At 61.8% G+C, this 17,863-nt stretch carries 16 protein-coding genes, 1 tRNA gene and 1 pseudogene; 14 read left to right on the top strand and 4 right to left on the bottom strand.

From position 1 onward, the window contains the following. Positions 1-111 precede the first annotated feature (111 nt). Positions 112-996, bottom strand: a complete 885-nt coding sequence (locus ACSQ2Z_RS04265) for an N-formylglutamate amidohydrolase (RefSeq protein WP_436080062.1) — start codon at positions 994-996, stop codon at positions 112-114. Between the two features lie 194 nt (positions 997-1,190). On the opposite strand from ACSQ2Z_RS04265, the gene cpdR1 reads away from it, so the two are divergent. From cpdR1 to ilvD, 6 genes and pseudogenes are all read left to right on the top strand, one after another. Next, a complete protein-coding gene (cpdR1, locus tag ACSQ2Z_RS04260; protein ID WP_018327941.1) occupies positions 1,191-1,553 on the top strand; it encodes a response regulator CpdR1 in 363 nt (120 codons plus the stop codon). A gap of 107 nt (positions 1,554-1,660) precedes the next feature. After that, positions 1,661-1,735 (top strand) — tRNA-Val (locus ACSQ2Z_RS04255). A gap of 278 nt (positions 1,736-2,013) precedes the next feature. After that, positions 2,014-2,127 (top strand): annotated as a pseudogene (locus ACSQ2Z_RS04250) (chemotaxis protein CheW); the annotation flags it as partial. A gap of 272 nt (positions 2,128-2,399) precedes the next feature. Then, positions 2,400-2,600 carry a hypothetical protein gene (locus ACSQ2Z_RS04245; RefSeq protein WP_436080061.1) on the top strand — a complete coding sequence of 67 codons (201 nt, stop codon included), beginning with the start codon at positions 2,400-2,402 and terminating at the stop codon, positions 2,598-2,600. Between the two features lie 437 nt (positions 2,601-3,037). Further along, the gene (locus ACSQ2Z_RS04240) at positions 3,038-3,226 is read left to right on the top strand and encodes a hypothetical protein (RefSeq protein WP_436080060.1); all 189 of its coding nucleotides are present in this window, start codon (positions 3,038-3,040) and stop codon (positions 3,224-3,226) included. 256 nt (positions 3,227-3,482) lie between these two features. Further along, positions 3,483-5,324: a dihydroxy-acid dehydratase gene (ilvD, locus tag ACSQ2Z_RS04235; protein ID WP_436080059.1), complete on the top strand. Its 1,842-nt coding sequence runs from the start codon at positions 3,483-3,485 to the stop codon at positions 5,322-5,324. 274 nt (positions 5,325-5,598) lie between these two features. Here the strand turns inward: ilvD and ACSQ2Z_RS04230 are convergent, their stop codons facing one another. Then, positions 5,599-6,003, bottom strand: coding sequence for a GFA family protein (locus tag ACSQ2Z_RS04230; protein ID WP_436080058.1), 405 nt, complete (start codon positions 6,001-6,003; stop codon positions 5,599-5,601). 84 nt (positions 6,004-6,087) lie between these two features. On the opposite strand from ACSQ2Z_RS04230, the gene ACSQ2Z_RS04225 reads away from it, so the two are divergent. After that, positions 6,088-6,594 (top strand): MarR family winged helix-turn-helix transcriptional regulator, encoded by a 507-nt coding sequence (locus tag ACSQ2Z_RS04225; protein WP_436080057.1) that lies wholly within the window; start codon positions 6,088-6,090, stop codon positions 6,592-6,594. A gap of 99 nt (positions 6,595-6,693) precedes the next feature. Here ACSQ2Z_RS04225 and ACSQ2Z_RS04220 read toward each other — a convergent pair whose 3' ends face one another. Both ACSQ2Z_RS04220 and ACSQ2Z_RS04215 read right to left on the bottom strand, forming a co-directional pair. Continuing rightward, a complete protein-coding gene (locus ACSQ2Z_RS04220; protein WP_436080056.1) occupies positions 6,694-7,095 on the bottom strand; it encodes a VOC family protein in 402 nt (133 codons plus the stop codon). Positions 7,096-7,152: 57 nt separating this feature from the next. Further along, positions 7,153-7,599 (bottom strand): MarR family winged helix-turn-helix transcriptional regulator, encoded by a 447-nt coding sequence (locus tag ACSQ2Z_RS04215; protein ID WP_436080055.1) that lies wholly within the window; start codon positions 7,597-7,599, stop codon positions 7,153-7,155. Positions 7,600-7,671: 72 nt separating this feature from the next. On the opposite strand from ACSQ2Z_RS04215, the gene ACSQ2Z_RS04210 reads away from it, so the two are divergent. The 7 genes from ACSQ2Z_RS04210 (at position 7,672) to ACSQ2Z_RS04180 (ending at position 17,512) form a co-directional block, all read left to right on the top strand. Further along, the gene (locus tag ACSQ2Z_RS04210; RefSeq protein WP_436080054.1) at positions 7,672-8,403 is read left to right on the top strand and encodes a DUF899 domain-containing protein; all 732 of its coding nucleotides are present in this window, start codon (positions 7,672-7,674) and stop codon (positions 8,401-8,403) included. Positions 8,404-8,447: 44 nt separating this feature from the next. Further along, positions 8,448-8,936, top strand: a complete 489-nt coding sequence (locus ACSQ2Z_RS04205) for a DUF1579 domain-containing protein (protein WP_436080053.1) — start codon at positions 8,448-8,450, stop codon at positions 8,934-8,936. A 52-nt stretch (positions 8,937-8,988) separates the two neighbouring features. After that, positions 8,989-9,762 carry a VOC family protein gene (locus ACSQ2Z_RS04200; protein ID WP_436080052.1) on the top strand — a complete coding sequence of 258 codons (774 nt, stop codon included), beginning with the start codon at positions 8,989-8,991 and terminating at the stop codon, positions 9,760-9,762. A gap of 242 nt (positions 9,763-10,004) precedes the next feature. Then, positions 10,005-10,685 (top strand): redoxin domain-containing protein, encoded by a 681-nt coding sequence (locus ACSQ2Z_RS04195; RefSeq protein WP_436080051.1) that lies wholly within the window; start codon positions 10,005-10,007, stop codon positions 10,683-10,685. Positions 10,686-10,844: 159 nt separating this feature from the next. Continuing rightward, positions 10,845-14,174: a DUF2126 domain-containing protein gene (locus ACSQ2Z_RS04190; RefSeq protein ID WP_436080050.1), complete on the top strand. Its 3,330-nt coding sequence runs from the start codon at positions 10,845-10,847 to the stop codon at positions 14,172-14,174. A gap of 7 nt (positions 14,175-14,181) precedes the next feature. Next, a complete protein-coding gene (locus tag ACSQ2Z_RS04185) occupies positions 14,182-16,596 on the top strand; it encodes a circularly permuted type 2 ATP-grasp protein (protein ID WP_436080049.1) in 2,415 nt (804 codons plus the stop codon). 37 nt (positions 16,597-16,633) lie between these two features. Further along, the gene (locus ACSQ2Z_RS04180; protein WP_436080048.1) at positions 16,634-17,512 is read left to right on the top strand and encodes a transglutaminase family protein; all 879 of its coding nucleotides are present in this window, start codon (positions 16,634-16,636) and stop codon (positions 17,510-17,512) included. The last annotated feature ends 351 nt before the right edge of the window (positions 17,513-17,863 follow it).

Below are 17,863 nucleotides of genomic sequence, written 5' to 3'. Positions count from 1 at the left end.
CAGTCACTTGTGGCTGTAAATACCCTCCTTGGGTGTTTCCTCCCTAGACTTAGCCGCGCCACAAGCGCGGTTTTTTTTGCCCGGATTTTTGATTTGGGGAGGACCGCGGCGTTATTCGGCCGCCAGAGAAGAATTTCCAGCATATTTGTCCACATGTGCCGCAAGGCCGCCGAGGAAGACACCGATGGCGTGAGCCAGCATCGCAAAGTCCTTCTTCTTCTGCAGCGTCGCCTCATCGACATAGAGACCGCGGTTGATCTCGATCTGCAGGGCGTGCAGCCCGCGCGCTGGCCGGCCGTAATGCTCGGTGATGAAGCCGCCGGCATAGGGCTTGTTGCGGGCGACCGAAAAGCCGAGGTCTTCGAGCATCGAGACGGCGGCGCGCGACAGGTCGGCGGAGGCGCTGGTGCCGTAGCGGTCTCCGATGATGAAATCCGGCCGCTGTCCGGTACCTGCCAACCGGATATTACCCGGCATCGAATGGCAGTCGATCAGCACCGCCAGCCCGAACTGGACGTGGGTGCGGGCGATCAGCCGTCGCAGGCAGGCATGATAAGGCTTGTAGATGGTTTCGATCCGCTCCAGCGCCTCGGCGACAGGAAAGCGGCCACGGTAGATTTCCATGTTTTCCGCCACCAGCCGCGGCACCGTCCCGAGCCCGCCGGCCACCCGCATCGAGCTGATATTGGCATGCGGCGGCAGGGCGCCATCGAACATGCGCGGGTCGAGTTCATAAGGCTCGCGGTTGACGTCGAGAAAGGCGCGCGGGAAATGCGCAAGCAACAGCGGCGCGCCGAGATCCGTCACCGAATGGAACAGCTCATCGACGAAATGATCTTCCGAGCGGCGGATCGACAGGTCGTCCAAACGCGACTGCTCAAGAAAAGATTGGGTATAAATCCGGCCGCTATGGGGAGAATTGAACACAAAGGGAATGCGCTGCTGTTCCGGTTCGCGAACTTCGAACTGTTCGGTTTCGCTAACGTTCTGCGTCATCGCAGCCCTTTTTTACCATGTCACAATCTTGGTGCTTCGTGTATGTTGCCAGTTGGCAGCATTCGTGTCCATAGTCGTTTCCTGCCAGTGAGCGGGGCTTGACCCCGTGTCTTCACCGGATATTTACTCGCATGCGGTTTCATCAAGTCACCGCTATTCCCGACATCGACACGTAAGGTGCAACGGCTTTATCCATGAGTCCAAAAATTCTCCTCGCCGAAGACGATAACGACATGCGCCGCTTCCTGGTGAAAGCCCTGGAAAAGGCCGGCTACAAGGTGTTGTCCTTCGACAATGGCGCAAGCGCCTACGACCGCCTGCGCGAAGAACCGTTCTCGCTCCTTCTGACCGACATCGTCATGCCCGAAATGGACGGCATCGAGCTTGCCCGCCGGGCGACCGAACTCGATCCGGACCTGAAAGTGATGTTCATCACCGGCTTCGCCGCCGTCGCACTGAACCCCGATTCGAAGGCTCCAAAGGACGCCAAGGTGCTTTCCAAGCCGTTCCACCTGCGCGATCTCGTCGACGAAGTGAACAAGATGCTGGCCGCCTGAGCCCGGGTTGCAAGGCGTCCACAGGGTCGCAAAACTTCCTGTCAAAAAGCCGATAAAAGCCTATTGACGCCACAAGAGGTTTTGTGATCTATGCGCCGACATCGGATGGGCGTGTAGCTCAGCGGGAGAGCACTACGTTGACATCGTAGGGGTCACAGGTTCAATCCCTGTCACGCCCACCATCCAATTGCCTACCAGAACAAAGGGCTTGCCAAGAGATTGGCGAGCCCTTTGTTTTTGTCGGAATTTGCCAGTAAGCGCGTAGTGAACGGAAAACGGGAACACGCGGGAGACGCGAGCCGGTTCTCTCTGCGCCCTTCGGACGCCGCCCCGAATTTGGGGTTATCCGACAGGGTTCGGTCTGCATCTCTTACCGCCATGACGGCGGGGGTTCGGGGGCGGTGCATTGCCGCGCACCACAATTTCCGAAGCCGCTTTCTCAGAAAGTCCAACTCTTCCCGCAGAAATGCACAACACGGTTGTCGGTCTGGTCGTCGATGGCGTCTTGGACATTCTGACGATCCGCGCCGATCAGGTTCAGCCGGTTCCCGAAATCACCACGCCCTTCGACAGGGGTGCGACAAACTTCGCTTAATCGTTGGAACTTGAAGTTCCTCAGCGAGAGGGAGCAAGCGTCGTCGCGTCGAGATAGCCGAACGTTGTCTTGCCAACCGCTGGCGGAGGGCCAAAGGAGAGCCCTCGGTGATCGATAACTGCCTCCATCTGGAGCATGATTTATCCTTTGGTAACGACAATCACGGTTTCCGCCATTCCTGACTCTTCTCATCAATTTTGTGCGATCTATAGTCTCCGCTAGCCGCATGATGCGGCTTATTGGAGAGCATGATGCCCAAAACCGTGGCCAAGAAATTAGCCGCAGATCCAAGCGTCGGGACCGAGGAATTGGAGGCAGCAGTTCATTATATGAGAAAAAAGCTCATCGAAGCCGCCCTTCGAAATGCCCCGGCGCCTTTTCTTACTTATCGCAACAAAATGATTTTTGAGACTACACTGAAAATTCGGCGGAGAAGACAGTCGTCGCTCTGAGCGCAAGCAAAATAGCCCCTCCAGGTTATGGATATCATCAGCGAATACCGCCCACGCGGGATCATCACGCGCTCAGCTCCGAGCAGGGCTAGGCGCGGCCGTTCGATTGTGGGGCTATAAGCCAGCGGCGGTCTCGCGTGACGATCAGGGCGATCGAATCGGCCCCGGCGGATATGCGTCCGGCGGGGAAAGCAACTTCATGTGACCCCGGCATCGCGCGACCCGGCTCGCCGTCATCCGCAGAACCTGTGGCGCCGGCCGCATGGGTGCGACTGCATTTCACCCCCGCTGATGATCTTGCCTGGATTTTCAAGAGCCGCTTCCAGACGTGCCGTTGCCGCCGATTTGACTTTGCCGTTTCCCGGCGGATCATACTACGAAGCGCTGCCAGCGCAGTTGAAACCCCTCAAGAACACGGCGCCACAGGACATCTGCCGATGAACGAACCCCGCTACAGCCTGCGCCAGGAGACGAACGGTACATGGACCGTGGTCGACATTATCACCCGCCTGCCGGCAGCGTCGGACGGGCGTGATCTGACCGGCCTTGAACATGACGATGCGAGAGATATTGCCGACGCGCTGAACAGGGATTACCTCGCCGGCCGCAAAAGCCCGCTGGTCTAGAATGAAAAACCCGTCCCCGTTGCCGGAGAGCGGCAGGTTTGCGCAGTGAACTTGCCGATGCAAGTGTCCAGCAGCGTTTCTATTTGTCGAGTGCCTCTTCCCAGGACCGGCTCGATGCTGCATCGCTGAAAAAACACGAAAACATTGTTACGAAAATCGTGACGCGGGCGCAGTTTTGCGATAGGAACCGCTGCAATTGTAAGCCCTGCTCCCCATATCCGCCCTTACCCAGGCTTAACGTTCAAGGAAGACGTCCATGCCCGCCTATCGCTCCCGCACCACCACCCACGGCCGCAACATGGCCGGCGCTCGCGGCTTGTGGCGTGCAACGGGCATGAAGGACAGCGATTTCGGCAAGCCGATCATCGCCGTGGTGAACTCGTTCACGCAGTTCGTGCCGGGCCACGTCCACTTGAAGGACCTTGGCCAGCTGGTCGCGCGCGAGATCGAAGCGAACGGCGGTGTCGCCAAGGAATTCAACACGATCGCCGTCGATGACGGCATCGCCATGGGCCACGACGGCATGCTCTATTCGCTTCCGTCGCGCGAACTGATCGCCGACTCGGTCGAATACATGGTCAACGCGCACTGCGCCGACGCCATGGTCTGCATCTCCAACTGCGACAAGATCACCCCCGGCATGCTGATGGCGTCGCTACGCCTCAACATTCCGACGATCTTCGTCTCCGGCGGCCCGATGGAAGCAGGCAAGGTCGTGCTCTCCGACGGCAAGATCCACGCGCTCGACTTGGTCGACGCCATGGTTGCGGCTGCCGACGACAAGGTCTCGGACGAGGACGTCAAGATCATCGAGCGCTCCGCCTGCCCGACCTGCGGCTCCTGCTCGGGCATGTTCACGGCCAATTCGATGAACTGTCTGACCGAAGCGCTCGGCCTGTCGCTGCCCGGCAACGGCTCGACGCTTGCCACTCATTCCGACCGCGAGAAGCTGTTCCTGCGTGCCGGCCGGGAGATCGTCTCGCTCGCCAAGCGCTATTACGAAGCGGACGACGTCACCGCCCTTCCCCGCACGATCGCGAGCAAAGGCGCGTTCGAAAACGCCATGGCGCTCGACATCGCCATGGGCGGCTCGACCAACACCGTCCTGCATATCCTCGCCGCCGCCCACGAAGGCGAAGTCGATTTCACCATGGACGACATCGACCGTCTGTCGCGCAAGGTGCCGTGCCTCTCCAAGGTGGCACCGGCCAAGGCCGACGTGCACATGGAAGACGTGCACCGCGCCGGCGGCATCATGGCGATCCTCGGCGAACTCAACCGGGCCGGCCTGTTGAACACCGACCTGCCGACAGTCCACGAAAAGACGCTGGGCGATGCCCTGTCCAAATGGGATATCGCCGTCACCGACAATCCCGCAGCGCTCGAACTGTTCAGCGCAGCTCCGGGCGGCGTACCGACGCAGGTCGCCTTCAGCCAGAGCGCTCGCTGGAAGGAACTCGATCTCGATCGCGAAAAGGGCGTCATCCGCGATGCCCAGCATCCGTTCTCCAAGGATGGCGGCCTGGCTGTGCTCAAGGGCAACATCGCGCTCAACGGCTGCATCGTGAAGACCGCCGGCGTCGATGAATCGATCCTGAAATTCTCCGGCCCCGCCCGCGTCTTCGAAAGCCAGGATTCCTCCGTCAAGGCGATCCTTGCCAACGAGGTCAAGGCCGGCGACGTCGTCGTCATCCGCTATGAAGGTCCGAAGGGTGGCCCGGGCATGCAGGAAATGCTCTATCCGACCAGCTACCTGAAATCGAAGGGCCTCGGAAAGGACTGCGCGCTGATCACCGACGGCCGCTTCTCCGGCGGCACCTCGGGTCTCTCCATCGGCCATGTTTCGCCGGAAGCCGCCAATGGCGGCCTGATCGGCATCGTGCGCGAAGGTGATATGATCGACATCGACATTCCGAACCGAACGATCTCGCTGCGTGTCGGCGAGGCCGAAATCGCCGCCCGCCGCACCGAGCAGGACGCCAAGGGCTGGAAGCCGGTCGAGCAGCGCAAGCGCAAGGTCACGACCGCGCTGAAAGCCTACGCCGCCTTCGCCACCTCCGCCGACCGCGGAGCGGTGCGCGATCTCGGCGAAGATTGATGAACGAGGGCTCCTCCAGGAGCCCTTTGATTTTGTTGGGGGCCAGCTTGGGCGCCGGCACCGGCCTACAGATCAAATACGGGGCATTATTTTTCTCCGGCATCCTCGCCCTTGTGGCGGGGGATCCACCGCTGCGCATCGGCGCGACAGGACTTGGTCGCGAGGCTATGAGCCCTCTCATGGCGCGGACACGCCGTGAGAGGCTTCCTGTGACCGATCCCCGGGTCAAGCCCGGAGACAGGAATAACGGAGGAGGAAATGCGCGCCGCGCCCCTCACAAATGCCGCGTCTCCTTCGGCGTGTTCCACCAGGCATTGTTGCGGCCGTCGGAGTATTTCACCGGCGCCTCGGCGAGCACGGAGGGATCGAGATCGTCGAGGCAGGCGAGATTGATCGAGACGAAGGCGCCGCCGATCGCCTCGACATAACCATCGCTGAATGGTGCAATACCGCAGGTGCGGCAGAAACGGTGATGACCGCTCATCGTGCCGAACTGATAGTCGGACAGGTCATCCGCGCCCGACAGCAAACGGAAATCCTCCGGCTTGATCAATGCGCCCCAGGCGCGCCGCTTGGTGCAGATCGAGCAGTTGCATTTGCCCGTTCCCGCATCCAGGTCGATATCGGCCTCGAAACGCACCTTGCCGCAGTGGCAGCTTCCCTTGTAGGTCATTTTCATCCCGGCTCTCCCTTGCCTGATGCGCCCCGATATGACAATCTGTTGTCATGTTCAAACTGTACAGAATGACAACAGGTTGTCAATATGAAAAAACCTGACCGTACCGCTGCGGGCGATGCCTTTGCCGCCTTCTCGATTTCCGTCATCCGCCTTGCCGCCCATCTGAGCAGCGAGGGCGACGCGCTCGCAAAACCCTCGGGCCAGACCAGCGCCCGCTGGCAGGTGCTGGCGGCAGCCGGCCACGCCGATAGGTCGGTCGCCGAAATCGGCCGCATTCTCGGCCTCGCGCGCCAGGGAGTCCAGCGGATCGCCGATGTGCTGGAGGCCGAAGGGCTGGTGCGCTACGAGGAAAACCCCGCACACCAGCGGGCCAAGCTGCTGGTGCTGACGCCTGAAGGCGAGGCGACGCTGCACGATATCCAGCTCCGGCAGGCTGCCTGGGCGGATGCGCTCGGCGCCGAATTCGGAGCCGAGGATCTACGCACCGCGACCGAAGTCCTTGCCCGGGTGCTGGACGGCCTCGCTCGTCCGAAGGCACGCAACCAGAAGAAACATCGGCCTCTCCCGCTCACCTCACGCAATTTACAATGATGAACGCCATTTCTGGTTCTCTCCCCACTTACAAAATTGAACACGAATTGACGGAGCGAGGCACCAAAAGGTTGAGCAATTAGAAAACGCTATGATTTGTTAAACCGCCGCCTGCTGCGGCTCCATATAGGCCAGTTCCCAGACATGGCCGTCGGGATCCTGGAAGCTGCAGCCGTACATGAAGCCATAGTCCATGACCGGCCGCCATTCCTTGCCGCCCAGCGACAGCGCCTTGGCCAGCGTCTCGTCCACTTCCTGGCGGCTGCCGGCGGAGAGTGCGGTCAGCACTTCAGTCACCTTGCTGGTGTCGGCGATCTCGTCGATGATGAATTCCCTGAAGCGTGCCTCATGCATCAACATGACGAAGATGTTTTCCTCGACGATCATGCAGAGCGTATCGTCGCTCGAAAATTCCGGGTTGAAACTGAAACCGAGCCCGCTGAAAAATGCTTTCGAACGCGAAACGTCCTTGACCGGCAGGTTCACGAAAATCATCCTCATTGACAGTCTCCTCTTTGGTTGTGGGGATTGTCCGCCTCCGGCGGAAGGAAAAAGCGCTCAGGCGAGCGCCAGAAGGTCCGAACGCAACCGGTCCGGCCGGCCTTCGCCCAGCGTGTCATCGACCTCGGCATGCGTTTTCGTCCAGATCGGCACCGCACTGGAAAGTAGGGCATGCCCTGCCGGCGTCAACTTCATCCGGCGCAGGCGCCGGTCCTTGTTGTCGGTCATCGTTTCCAAAAGCCCCCGCTTCTCCAGCGGCTTCAGCGCCGCCGTCAGCGTCGTCCGGTCCATGGCGAGCAGATGGGCGACGGGACCCATGCCGGGCGGGTCCGGCCGGTTGAGCGACATCAGCAGCGAAAACTGCCCGTTGGTCAGGTCAAGCGGCCTGAGCGCCTCGTCGAATTTTCGCGCCAGCACCCGCGCCGCTCTTTGCACATGAAGGCACAGGCATGTGTCGCGCACATGAAGGGTGGTCTCGAAAGGAATGACAACAGGCTTTGACATAGCGTAATAATGTTGATATCAACGTAATTAGTCAAGCGGAATGAAGCGCAATTTCTCAAGGAGGGAAGAACGATGTCGACGAATCCGGTTGTATCCCGCGAAGAATGGCTCGAGGCCCGCAAGGCGCTCTTGGTGGAGGAAAAGGAAGAAACGCGCCGGCGCGACAAGATCCGTGCAGCACGCCAGAACCTGCCCTGGGTCAAGGTCGACAAGACCTATACCTTCGACACGCCGACGGGAAAGAAGACGCTCGCCGACCTGTTTGACGGCCGCGGCCAGCTGATGATCTACCACTTCATGTTCGGCCCCGACTGGGAGGCCGGCTGCCCGGGCTGCTCCTTCCTCGCCGACCATATCGACGGCACGCTAACCCATCTCAACCATCATGACGTGACCTTCGTCGCCGTTTCGCGTGCGCCGCTTGCCAAGATCGAGGCCTACAAGAAGCGCATGGGCTGGAAGTTTCCCTGGGTCTCATCCTTCGGCAGCGATTTCAATTTCGATTTCCACGTCTCCTTTACCAAGGAAGAGCTGGAGAGCGGCAAGGTCTTTTACAACTTCCGCGAAGTATCCAGCGACCAGGCCAATGACGAGCTTCCGGGCATGAGCGCCTTTGCCCGCGACGACGCCGGCAATGTCTACCACACCTATTCCGACTATGCCCGCGGCGGCGAGGAGATCCTGACCACACTGATGATCCTCGACCGGGCACCAAAAGGCCGCAATGAGACGTCAACATTGAGCTTCGTGAAGCGCCATGACGAATATGAGGATTCGTCCCTGGCGCAATCCTGCTGCGCCTGACCCGGTCTGACCGGGACAATCGCGCCGACAAGGAGAACGATGTGATGAAAGCTGAAATTCTGGAAGAACACCGTTGGCTGGAGCAGCTTACGGGCAAGTGGCGCGTGACCTTCGACATGCCCGCTGGCACCGGTGAACAGGCATCCGAGGGAGCATGGATTGAGGAAACCCGCTCGCTGGGCGGCGCCTGGATCGTCTCCGAGACGACCGGCATCATGCCGGACGGCAGCATCGCGACGAACATCATGACACTCGGCTATGATCCCGCCAAAAAACGGTATGTCGGCTCTTTCATCAGTTCGGCGATGACCTATCTCTGGGTCTACGAAGGGTCGCTCGACGAGACCGGCAAGGTGCTGACGCTCGACTGCGAGGGCCTCGACTTCGCGGGCTCCGGCGGGACCGCCCGCTATCAGGACGTCATCACCATCAAGGACGAGAATGCGAGGAATTTCTCTTCCCGCATCCAGAATACCGACGGCACTTGGAAGCCTGTCATGTCTTCCGACTACACACGAATATCCGCGGCCTGATACTCTGCCTTTTTCGGGCTTAGGGACCTGCAAACATCAAAGGGAGGATGCAATGAGCGACAAACATGGAGCGTTCGTCTGGTACGAACTGATGACAACCGACACCAAGGCGGCCGAGGAGTTCTATGATGCCGTCGTCGGCTGGACGTCCGAGGATTCTGGCATGGCGGACGCCGGCTATACGCTTTTCCTGGCGAACGGTGTGCGCGTTGCCGGCCTGATGACAATTCCCGAAGGCGCCGTGCAGATGAAAGCGCCGCCGGCCTGGATCGGCTATATCGGCGTCGATGACGTCGATGCCGCGGCAAAGAAGGTCGCGGAACTGGGCGGCAAGGTTCATCGCGAGCCGGACGATATTCCCACCATCGGCCGCTTCGCCGTCGTCGCCGATCCGCATGGCGCGGTTTTTGCCCTGTTCAAGGGCACTGGCGATGGCGAAATGCCCGAGCTCGCCCGGAATGCCAATGGCAATGTCGGCTGGCACGAGCTGATGGCCGGCGACCTTTCCGTCGAATTCCCCTTCTACCAGAAGATGTTCGGCTGGGGGAAGGACGAGGCTATGGATATGGGCGCGATGGGCGTCTACCAGATATTCACCCACAACGGCGCGCAGATCGGCGGCATGATGACGAAGACGCCGGAAATCCCCGCCCCCTATTGGGGATACTACTTCAACGTCGACGCTCTCGACGCCGCAGTCGAGCGGGCAACCTCGCGAGGCGCCAAGGTCGTCATGGGGCCGATGGAAGTGCCCGGAGGCTCCTGGGTGATCGGCGCCGTCGATCCGCAGGGCGCCCACTTCAGCCTGGTATCGACGAAGCGCTGAACGTCGCTTCCGCAGGAGGTGGACGCGCCGGCAGATCCCTGCCTGCGCGTCCTCGCGCCGTTGGCTCGCGGCTGCCGCTACGATGACTGCCGGCCATCGCAGCCGCTCGGGCGCCGGCGAACCCATGTCGCCCGGGAGTGCGCAGCGCCGAGCCACATTCGCGGCGTCGACACGGTGCACTTCTGCGAGGTGTGATATGGTCGAATTTCCGTCCGGTCACAGCGCAAAAAAGGAAATACTCCATGGGAGACCAGATACGCCCGCTGCGACCGGGAGAGCCCGCGCCGTCATTCGCCCTTCCCGCGGCCAATTTCGACGGATTGGTCACTCTCGAGAGCGTGCGTGGCCGCGCGTTCCTGATCGGCTTCTTTCGCGGCCTGCACTGCCCGTTCTGCCGGCGGCAGCTTGGGCAGCTTGCCGCCCTGCAGCCGACCCTGCACGCCGCCGGGGTGGAGATCCTTGCCGTCATCAACACGCCGGTGGAACGCGCCCGCCTGTATTTCCGCTACCAGCCGACGCCGGTCATGCTTCTGTGCGACCCGGATTGCCGCACGCACCGCGCCTTCGGCGTGCCACGCGCCGCGTTCCTGCCCGAGGACAGCAGCGAGCGCCCCGAATGGCCCGCTCGCACAACCATGGAGCAATTCGGGGCGGCACGTATCAACCCAACCGGCGAGCTGCCGGAACCTCTGCAGCCGATGGAAGCCAACGTCGTCCTTAACGAAAGGGACGGCTTCGAGCTTGACGAAACCGATCAGGCGATCCTTGCAAATCACGGTACGCAGCTCGTCGGGCACTTTCTGGTCGATGCGGCCGGCATCGTCGGCTGGGCGCAAATCGAGGCGCTCGACGGGCCGAACGGTCTTGGCATCTTCCCAGGCGCAACGGAGATCATTGCCGCTGTTGACAGTCTTGGACACTGACTGCCGTGCACCGGCGCTCGGCCATCACATCGTCGCAGTAAATGCCCTCGGGGGAAATGAATCTTCCCCCGAAGAATTCAGCCTTGCAATCTTTCTTCGCATTGCACAAAGTCGTTTGAATGGTGGCAGAGACCCATCATCGAGGGGATAAAAAACCGCATGGCGATCAAAGCAAGCATTCATCACCTGACGCATTACAAATACGACAAGCCGGTTCGGCTCGGGCCGCAGATCATCCGGCTGAAACCGGCGCCGCATTCAAAGACCAAGGTCATCAGCCACTCCCTCAAGGTCTCGCCGTCCAATCATTTCGTCACGCTGCAGCAGGACCCCTACGGCAACTACCTGTCCCGCTATGTCTTTCCTGATCCGGTCACCGAGCTGAAGATCGAGGTCGATCTGATCGCCGACATGACGGTCTACAATCCGTTCGACTTTTTCATCGAGGAAGAGGCCGAGACATTCCCCTTCCAGTACCCCGAGGATATCCGCGACGATCTGAAGATCTACATGCAGACGGAGCCGATGACCCCGGCGCTGGCCGACTACGTTGCGTCCATCGACCTGACGCCCCTGCGAACCATCGATTTCATCGTCGGCCTCAACGCCCGCCTGCAGCAGACCGTCAACTACGTCATCCGCATGGAACCCGGCGTCCAGACCCCGGAACAGACGTTGCAGCTGGCGCTCGGCTCCTGCCGCGATTCGAGCTGGCTGCTCGTGCAGATCCTGCGCCATCTCGGCCTCGCCGCCCGCTTCGTTTCCGGCTATCTCATCCAGTTGGCCCCCGATCTCAAGGCGCTCGATGGCCCGTCCGGTACCGACGTCGATTTCACCGACCTGCACGCCTGGTGCGAAGTCTATATCCCCGGAGCCGGCTGGGTCGGTCTCGATCCGACCTCCGGTCTGCTGACCGGCGAAAGCCATATTCCGCTCTCCGCGACGCCGCACTATCACAATGCCGCACCGATCTCCGGCGGCCTCTATGGTGATGCGAACACGACCTTCGAATTCGACATGAAGGTCGCGCGCGTCGCCGAACATCCGCGCATCACCAAGCCTTTCTCCGAGGAAAGCTGGCAGGCGCTGAACGCGCTCGGTGAACATGTCGACACGGTGCTGAATGCCAGCGACGTGCGCCTCACCATGGGCGGAGAGCCGACCTTCGTCTCGATCGACGATTTCGAATCGGAGGAATGGAACACCGGTGCAGTCGGCCCGACCAAGCGCGACAAGGCCGACCAGTTGATCCGCAGGTTGCGCGAGCGCTTTGCGCCCGGCGGTTTCCTGCATTACGGTCAGGGCAAGTGGTATCCGGGCGAAAGCCTGCCGCGCTGGACCTTCTCGCTCTACTGGCGCAAGGACGGCAAGCCGATCTGGCATGATCCGAAGCTCATTGCAGCCGAGGGCCAGGACACCAAGGTCACCGACAGGCAAGCCGAGGCGCTGCTGACCGGCATCGCCGCGGAGCTTGAGATCGAGCCCGACATGATCATCCCGGCCTTTGAGGACCCGGCGGAATGGATCATCAAGGAAGGAAGCCTGCCGGAAAACGTCGACCCGTCCAATTCGAAGCTCGATAGCCCGGAAGAACGCGCCCGGATCGCCAAGGTCTTCGAGCGCGGGCTGACGACCCCGACCGGCTATATCCTTCCTGTTCAGGCCTGGAACGCAAAGGCCAGGGGACCCCGATGGGTGAGCGAAAGATGGCGCACCCGCCGCGGCAAGATTTTCCTGATCCCCGGCGATTCGCCGATCGGCTTTCGCATGCCGCTCGGCACCCTGCCCTACGTGCCGCCGTCGCAATATCCCTACATCCACCAGGCCGATCCATCGATCCCGCGCGGGCCGTTGCCGGACTACAGCGCCCCCGCCCGGGCGTTGGCGGAGGCGTCCCGCACGGCGAGCGAGCCGCAACAGGGTCGCAACGAGCAGAATATCGCCGGATCGACGGGCGACATCCGCGGGGCTGTCCGCACCGCGCTCAGCGTCGAGCCCCGCGACGGCAGGCTTTGTGTGTTCATGCCGCCGGTCGAGCGTATCGAGGACTATCTCGACCTGATCGCCGCCGCCGAGAAGGCCGCGTCCGATCTCGGCTTGCCGATCCATATCGAGGGCTATTCGCCGCCGCAGGATGAGCGCATCAACGTCATGCGCGTCGCGCCCGATCCGGGCGTCATCGAGGTCAATATCCACCCGGCATCCAACTGGGCCGATTGCGTCGCCATCACCACGGCGATCTACGAGGAGGCCCGCCTCACCCGTCTCGGCGCCGACAAGTTCATGATCGACGGCCGCCACACCGGCACCGGCGGCGGCAACCACGTGGTCGTCGGCGGCGACAACCCGAAAAACAGCCCGTTCCTGCGCCGGCCGGACCTGTTGAAAAGCCTGATCCTGCATTGGCAGCGGCATCCGTCGCTGTCCTATCTCTTCTCCGGCATGTTCATCGGCCCGACCAGCCAGGCGCCGCGCATCGATGAAGCCCGCCACGACACGCTCTACGAGATGGAGATCGCCATGTCGCAGGTGCCGCTGCCCGGCATGGCTGAGCAGCCTCTGCCCTGGATGGTCGATCGCCTGTTCCGCAATCTCCTGACCGACGTCACCGGCAACACCCACCGCTCGGAGATCTGCATCGACAAGCTGTTCTCGCCGGATGGCCCGACCGGCCGCCTCGGCCTCGTCGAATTCCGCGGTTTTGAAATGCCGCCTAACGCCCGCATGAGCCTTGCCCAGCAATTGCTGGTGCGCGCCCTCATCGCCCGCTTCTGGCAGAATCCGGCCGAAGGCAAGCTCGTCCGCTGGGGCACCACACTGCATGACCGCTTCATGCTGCCGCACCACGTCTGGCAGGATTTCCTCGACGTACTCGCCGATCTCCGCTCCAACGGTTTCGATCTCCGACCGGAATGGTTCGAGGCCCAGCTCGAGTTCCGCTTCCCCTTCTGCGGCGAGGTCGAATACGAGGGCGCCAGGCTCGAATTGCGACAGGCGCTGGAACCGTGGCATGTGACGGGCGAACAGGGCGCCGTTGGGGGTACCGCGCGCTATGTTGACAGTTCGGTCGAACGCCTGCAGGTCAGGCTGGAGACGGCCAATCCGGAACGCTACACCGTCGCCTGCAACCGTCGTGCGCTGCCGCTTACCAGGACAGGCGTAAACGGTGTCTCCGTTGCCGGCGTGCGCTACAAGGCCTGGCAGCCGGCGTCGGGTTTGCACCCGACTTTGCCGGTTAATATACCGCTTACGTTCGACATTTATGATACATGGTCAGGGCGTTCGATCGGCGGCTGCATTTATCATGTTGCCCACCCGGGCGGACGCAGTTACGACACGTTCCCGGTGAATGGCAACGAGGCGGAAGCCCGCAGGCTGGCACGCTTCGAGCCGTGGGGTCACACAGCCGGCGATTACGCCCTCGTACCAGAAGCCCCATCAGCGGAATTTCCCCTGACGCTCGATTTGCGGCGTCCGGCAGGAGCCTAGGGCCTTTATGTCAAAGAAGCAGACGGCGGAAGCGGCACGTGCAGAGAACCGGGACGAAAACGATCCGGTTTTCGGCTATCGCGCGCTTCCCGGCATTGCCGATGAAATGCTCGATACGCATGGCAATGTCCGGCCGGTCTGGCGGCATCTTCTCTCCACCATCGGCCGTATGGACGAGACGGAACTTGCCAACCGCTTTGCCCGCGCCGACCGTTATCTGCGCGACGCCGGCGTCTTTTACCGGGCCTACGGCACCAAGGAGAATTCGGAGCGGAGCTGGCCGCTGTCCCACGTTCCGGTCCTGATCGACGATGCCGAATGGCAGGCCGTCTCCAAGGGCCTCGTCCAGCGCGCCGAACTGCTGGAGCGCGTCGCAGCCGATATCTATGGTCCCAACCGGCTTGTCGCCGAAGGCTTCCTGCCGCCGTCGCTGGTCGCCGGCAATCCGGAATTCCTGCGCCCGATGGTCGGCGTGCTTCCCGCCGACGGCCATTTCCTGCATTTCTGTTCCTTCGAGATCGGCCGCGGGCCGGACGGCAACTGGTGGGTGCTGTCGGATCGCACCGAGGCCCCCTCGGGCGCCGGCTTCGCGCTTGAAAACCGGGTGGCGACCACCCGCGCCTTCTCCGATCTCTACGCGGAAACGCATGTCCATCGCCTCGCGGGCTTCTTCGGCGCTTTCCGCGACGCGCTGCAGTTGCGCAAGAAGCACCCGGACGACCGCATCGCCGTTCTGACGCCGGGTGTCGCCAACGAGACCTATTTCGAACACGCCTATATCGCCCGCTACCTCGGCTTCATGCTGCTCGAGGGTGAGGATCTGACCGTCATCAATGGCCGTGTCATGGTGCGCACCGTCGCCGGCCTGAAACCCATTGGCGTGCTCTGGCGCCGCCTCGACGCCGCCTTCGCCGATCCGCTGGAGCTCAACCAGGGCTCGCAGATCGGCACACCCGGCATGGTCGAAGCGCTGCGCTCCGGCTCGGTCTCGATCGTCAACTCGCTCGGTTCCGGCATTCTCGAAACCCGCGCCTTCCTTGCCTTCCTTCCGAAAATCTGCCGCCATCTGCTCGGCGAAGACCAGATCCTGCCAAGCATCGCCACCTGGTGGTGCGGCCAGCAGCCGGAGCGAGATCAGGTCGCCGAGAACGTCGAGAAGATGGTGATCGGCCCCGCCTATTCGACGAGGCCCTTCTTCGACGACAACGGCCGTTCGGTGCTGGGCTCGTCCCTGCGCGACAATGCCAAGGTCTCGATCTCGGAATGGCTGCAGACCGAGGGACCGAAGCTCGTCGGCCAGGAGGTCGTGACGCTGTCCACAACGCCCGCCTGGGTTAACGGCAAGCTGACGCCGCGGCCGATGAGCCTGCGTGTCTACGTCGCCCGCACCCGTGACGGCTGGCAGGTGATGCCGGGCGGCTTCGCCCGCATCGGTTCACGCGCCGATGCGGCCGCGATCGCCATGCAGGCGGGCGGTTCGGCCGCCGATGTCTGGATCGTCAGCCAGAAGCCGGTCGAGCAGATGACGCTGCTGCCGGCCGAGGAGAGCTTCATCCGCATCCTGCCCGGCAGCCTGCCGAGCCGGGCCGCCGACAACCTCTTCTGGCTCGGCCGCTATATCGAGCGGGCGGAAGGCGCGCTGCGCATCCTACGCGCCTGGCATGGGCGGTTTGCCGAAACCGCCGATACCGAAATGCCGCTTTTGAAGGACATCACCGACTATCTCGCGGGTCTCGATATCGACACCCGGCAAGCCGTGCCCGAAAGCCTGGTCATCAATATCAACAGCGCGCTGTTTTCCGCCAGCAACATCCGCGACCGCTTTTCGGCCGATGGCTGGCTGGCGCTCAACGATCTCGCCAAGACCGCCCGCAAATTCCAGTCGACGGTGCAGGCGGGCGATGACGCCACCCATGCAATGACAATCCTCTTGCGCAAGCTCGCGGGCTTTGCCGGTCTCGTCCATGAAAACATGTATCGCTTCACCGGCTGGCGCTTCCTGTCGATCGGCCGCTATCTCGAGCGCGGCCTGCACATGACCCGCCTGCTCGGCCATATGTCGGGCGAGGACGCCCCGGACGGCGCCTACGACATGCTGCTCGAAATCGGCGACAGCGTCATGACGCACCGCCGCCGTTACAACGTCAACACCGCGGCGCTCACGGTAACGGACCTTCTTGCCCTCGATCCGCTCAACCCGCGCTCGATCCTCTACCAGCTGAACGAGATCAAGACCGAGGTCGAACAACTGCCGAACGCCTTCTCGAACGGCCAGATGTCGCCCTTCTACCGCGAAGCCATGCGCCTCCACGCCGGCCTCGCCGTCATGATGCCGGAGGCCATGAACGCCCTGGTCTACAATCGCCTCGAACAGGAACTGGGGCGTTTCTCCGATATCCTCGCGCAAACCTATCTCGGATAGGATATGCCTGACCTGCTGCGCCGAAACTGAGAGTTCCATGCTCTACGACATCAATCTGCGGATCACCTATAGCTACGAAGTCCCGGTTTCCGGCGGCAGGCATGTCGTGCGCGTGCTGCCCGTCTCGCTGCTGGACCGCCAGCGGCTGGTGGCTGGCACCGTCACTTGCACGCCGGCGCCGGAGGAACGCAGGGACAGTGTCGATTTCTTCGCCAACCCCTCGACGTCGATCCTGTTTCGCAAGCAGCATGAAAAGCTGGTGATCCGCATGCAGGCCCGCGTCCAGCTCGAGCCCCAGCCGCTCACCGCCGATTTCTCGCCGGATCTTGCGGCCTTCCCGGGCGAGATCGCCAGTGTCTGGTCGCTCGACGCCAATTCGCCGCATCATTTCCTCGGGGCCAGCCCCCGCCTTCCCGAGGATACCGCCATTGCATCCTATGCCCGTGGCATCGCCAAGCCGGGCATGACCATCCGTCAGATCGCAACCGCCATCTGTGCTCAGATCCACCAGGACTTCACCTACGACCCGAAGGCGACCACCGTCGATACGACGCCGCGCGAGGCTTTCAAGCTGAGGCGCGGCGTCTGCCAGGATTTCACCCATGTGATGATCACCGCGCTGCGCAGCCTTGGCATACCCGCTGGATACGTCAGCGGCTTCCTCAGAACCATCCCGCCGCCAGGCAAGGAACGTCTCGAAGGTGCCGATGCCATGCATGCCTGGGTGCGTTTCTGGTGCGGAACCACCATCGGGTGGCTGGAGCTTGATCCCACCAACAATATTCTTGCCGGAATGGATCATATCGTCGTCGGCCACGGCCGCGATTATAGTGACGTGGCGCCCGTCATTGGCGTGCTGAAAAGCTACGGATCACACAAGACCGAACAGGCCGTGGACGTCATTCCGTTGCAGTGAATCGAACGGCAACGCCCGCGCGTCTTCCTTTTGCGCAGCCACCCACGCCGTGGGCAGCGTTTACGGTTTGACGGCCGCATTACGGTTTCCAGTGACCATTTCTTGCCATCGGGAACGCCAAACAGCTGGACGCCACTATCGAAATATATCGGTGAGAAAGCCGCGGCGACGACAATAATCCCGACGAAATAAGGCCGTTCAACAGTCCTGCCAAAGGACCGTCCCGAACAATCGCGGCGGCCCCCTGGCGTTTTCCGCAATGCCTGCAAGTATTTGCAAGCCGTTTGGTAAGTCGCTCCCATCCAATTTTCATCTTATTGAAAACACTATTGCAAGCGCTTCGTATCGGTG

It is taken from the genome of Pararhizobium sp. LjRoot235 (assembly GCF_964254145.1).
Classification (GTDB): domain Bacteria; phylum Pseudomonadota; class Alphaproteobacteria; order Rhizobiales; family Rhizobiaceae; genus Pararhizobium.
This window is presented reverse-complemented; position numbering and strand designations above follow the sequence as displayed.

Excerpts from the sequence above, each read along its gene's own strand:
- ACSQ2Z_RS04195 (WP_436080051.1), top strand. The coding sequence starts at position 10,005 with ATGGGAGACCAGATACGCCCGCTGCGACCGGGAGAGCCCGCGCCGTCA.
- ACSQ2Z_RS04225 (WP_436080057.1), top strand. The coding sequence starts at position 6,088 with ATGAAAAAACCTGACCGTACCGCTGCGGGCGATGCCTTTGCCGCCTTC.
- ACSQ2Z_RS04200 (WP_436080052.1), top strand. The coding sequence starts at position 8,989 with ATGAGCGACAAACATGGAGCGTTCGTCTGGTACGAACTGATGACAACC.
- ACSQ2Z_RS04185 (WP_436080049.1), top strand. The coding sequence starts at position 14,182 with ATGTCAAAGAAGCAGACGGCGGAAGCGGCACGTGCAGAGAACCGGGAC.
- ACSQ2Z_RS04220 (WP_436080056.1), bottom strand. The coding sequence starts at position 7,095 with ATGAGGATGATTTTCGTGAACCTGCCGGTCAAGGACGTTTCGCGTTCG.
- ACSQ2Z_RS04230 (WP_436080058.1), bottom strand. The coding sequence starts at position 6,003 with ATGAAAATGACCTACAAGGGAAGCTGCCACTGCGGCAAGGTGCGTTTC.
- ACSQ2Z_RS04245 (WP_436080061.1), top strand. The coding sequence starts at position 2,400 with ATGCCCAAAACCGTGGCCAAGAAATTAGCCGCAGATCCAAGCGTCGGG.
- ACSQ2Z_RS04240 (WP_436080060.1), top strand. The coding sequence starts at position 3,038 with ATGAACGAACCCCGCTACAGCCTGCGCCAGGAGACGAACGGTACATGG.
- cpdR1 (WP_018327941.1), top strand. The coding sequence starts at position 1,191 with ATGAGTCCAAAAATTCTCCTCGCCGAAGACGATAACGACATGCGCCGC.
- ACSQ2Z_RS04215 (WP_436080055.1), bottom strand. The coding sequence starts at position 7,599 with ATGTCAAAGCCTGTTGTCATTCCTTTCGAGACCACCCTTCATGTGCGC.
- ACSQ2Z_RS04190 (WP_436080050.1), top strand. The coding sequence starts at position 10,845 with ATGGCGATCAAAGCAAGCATTCATCACCTGACGCATTACAAATACGAC.
- ACSQ2Z_RS04205 (WP_436080053.1), top strand. The coding sequence starts at position 8,448 with ATGAAAGCTGAAATTCTGGAAGAACACCGTTGGCTGGAGCAGCTTACG.
- ACSQ2Z_RS04210 (WP_436080054.1), top strand. The coding sequence starts at position 7,672 with ATGTCGACGAATCCGGTTGTATCCCGCGAAGAATGGCTCGAGGCCCGC.
- ACSQ2Z_RS04265 (WP_436080062.1), bottom strand. The coding sequence starts at position 996 with ATGACGCAGAACGTTAGCGAAACCGAACAGTTCGAAGTTCGCGAACCG.
- ilvD (WP_436080059.1), top strand. The coding sequence starts at position 3,483 with ATGCCCGCCTATCGCTCCCGCACCACCACCCACGGCCGCAACATGGCC.
- ACSQ2Z_RS04180 (WP_436080048.1), top strand. The coding sequence starts at position 16,634 with ATGCTCTACGACATCAATCTGCGGATCACCTATAGCTACGAAGTCCCG.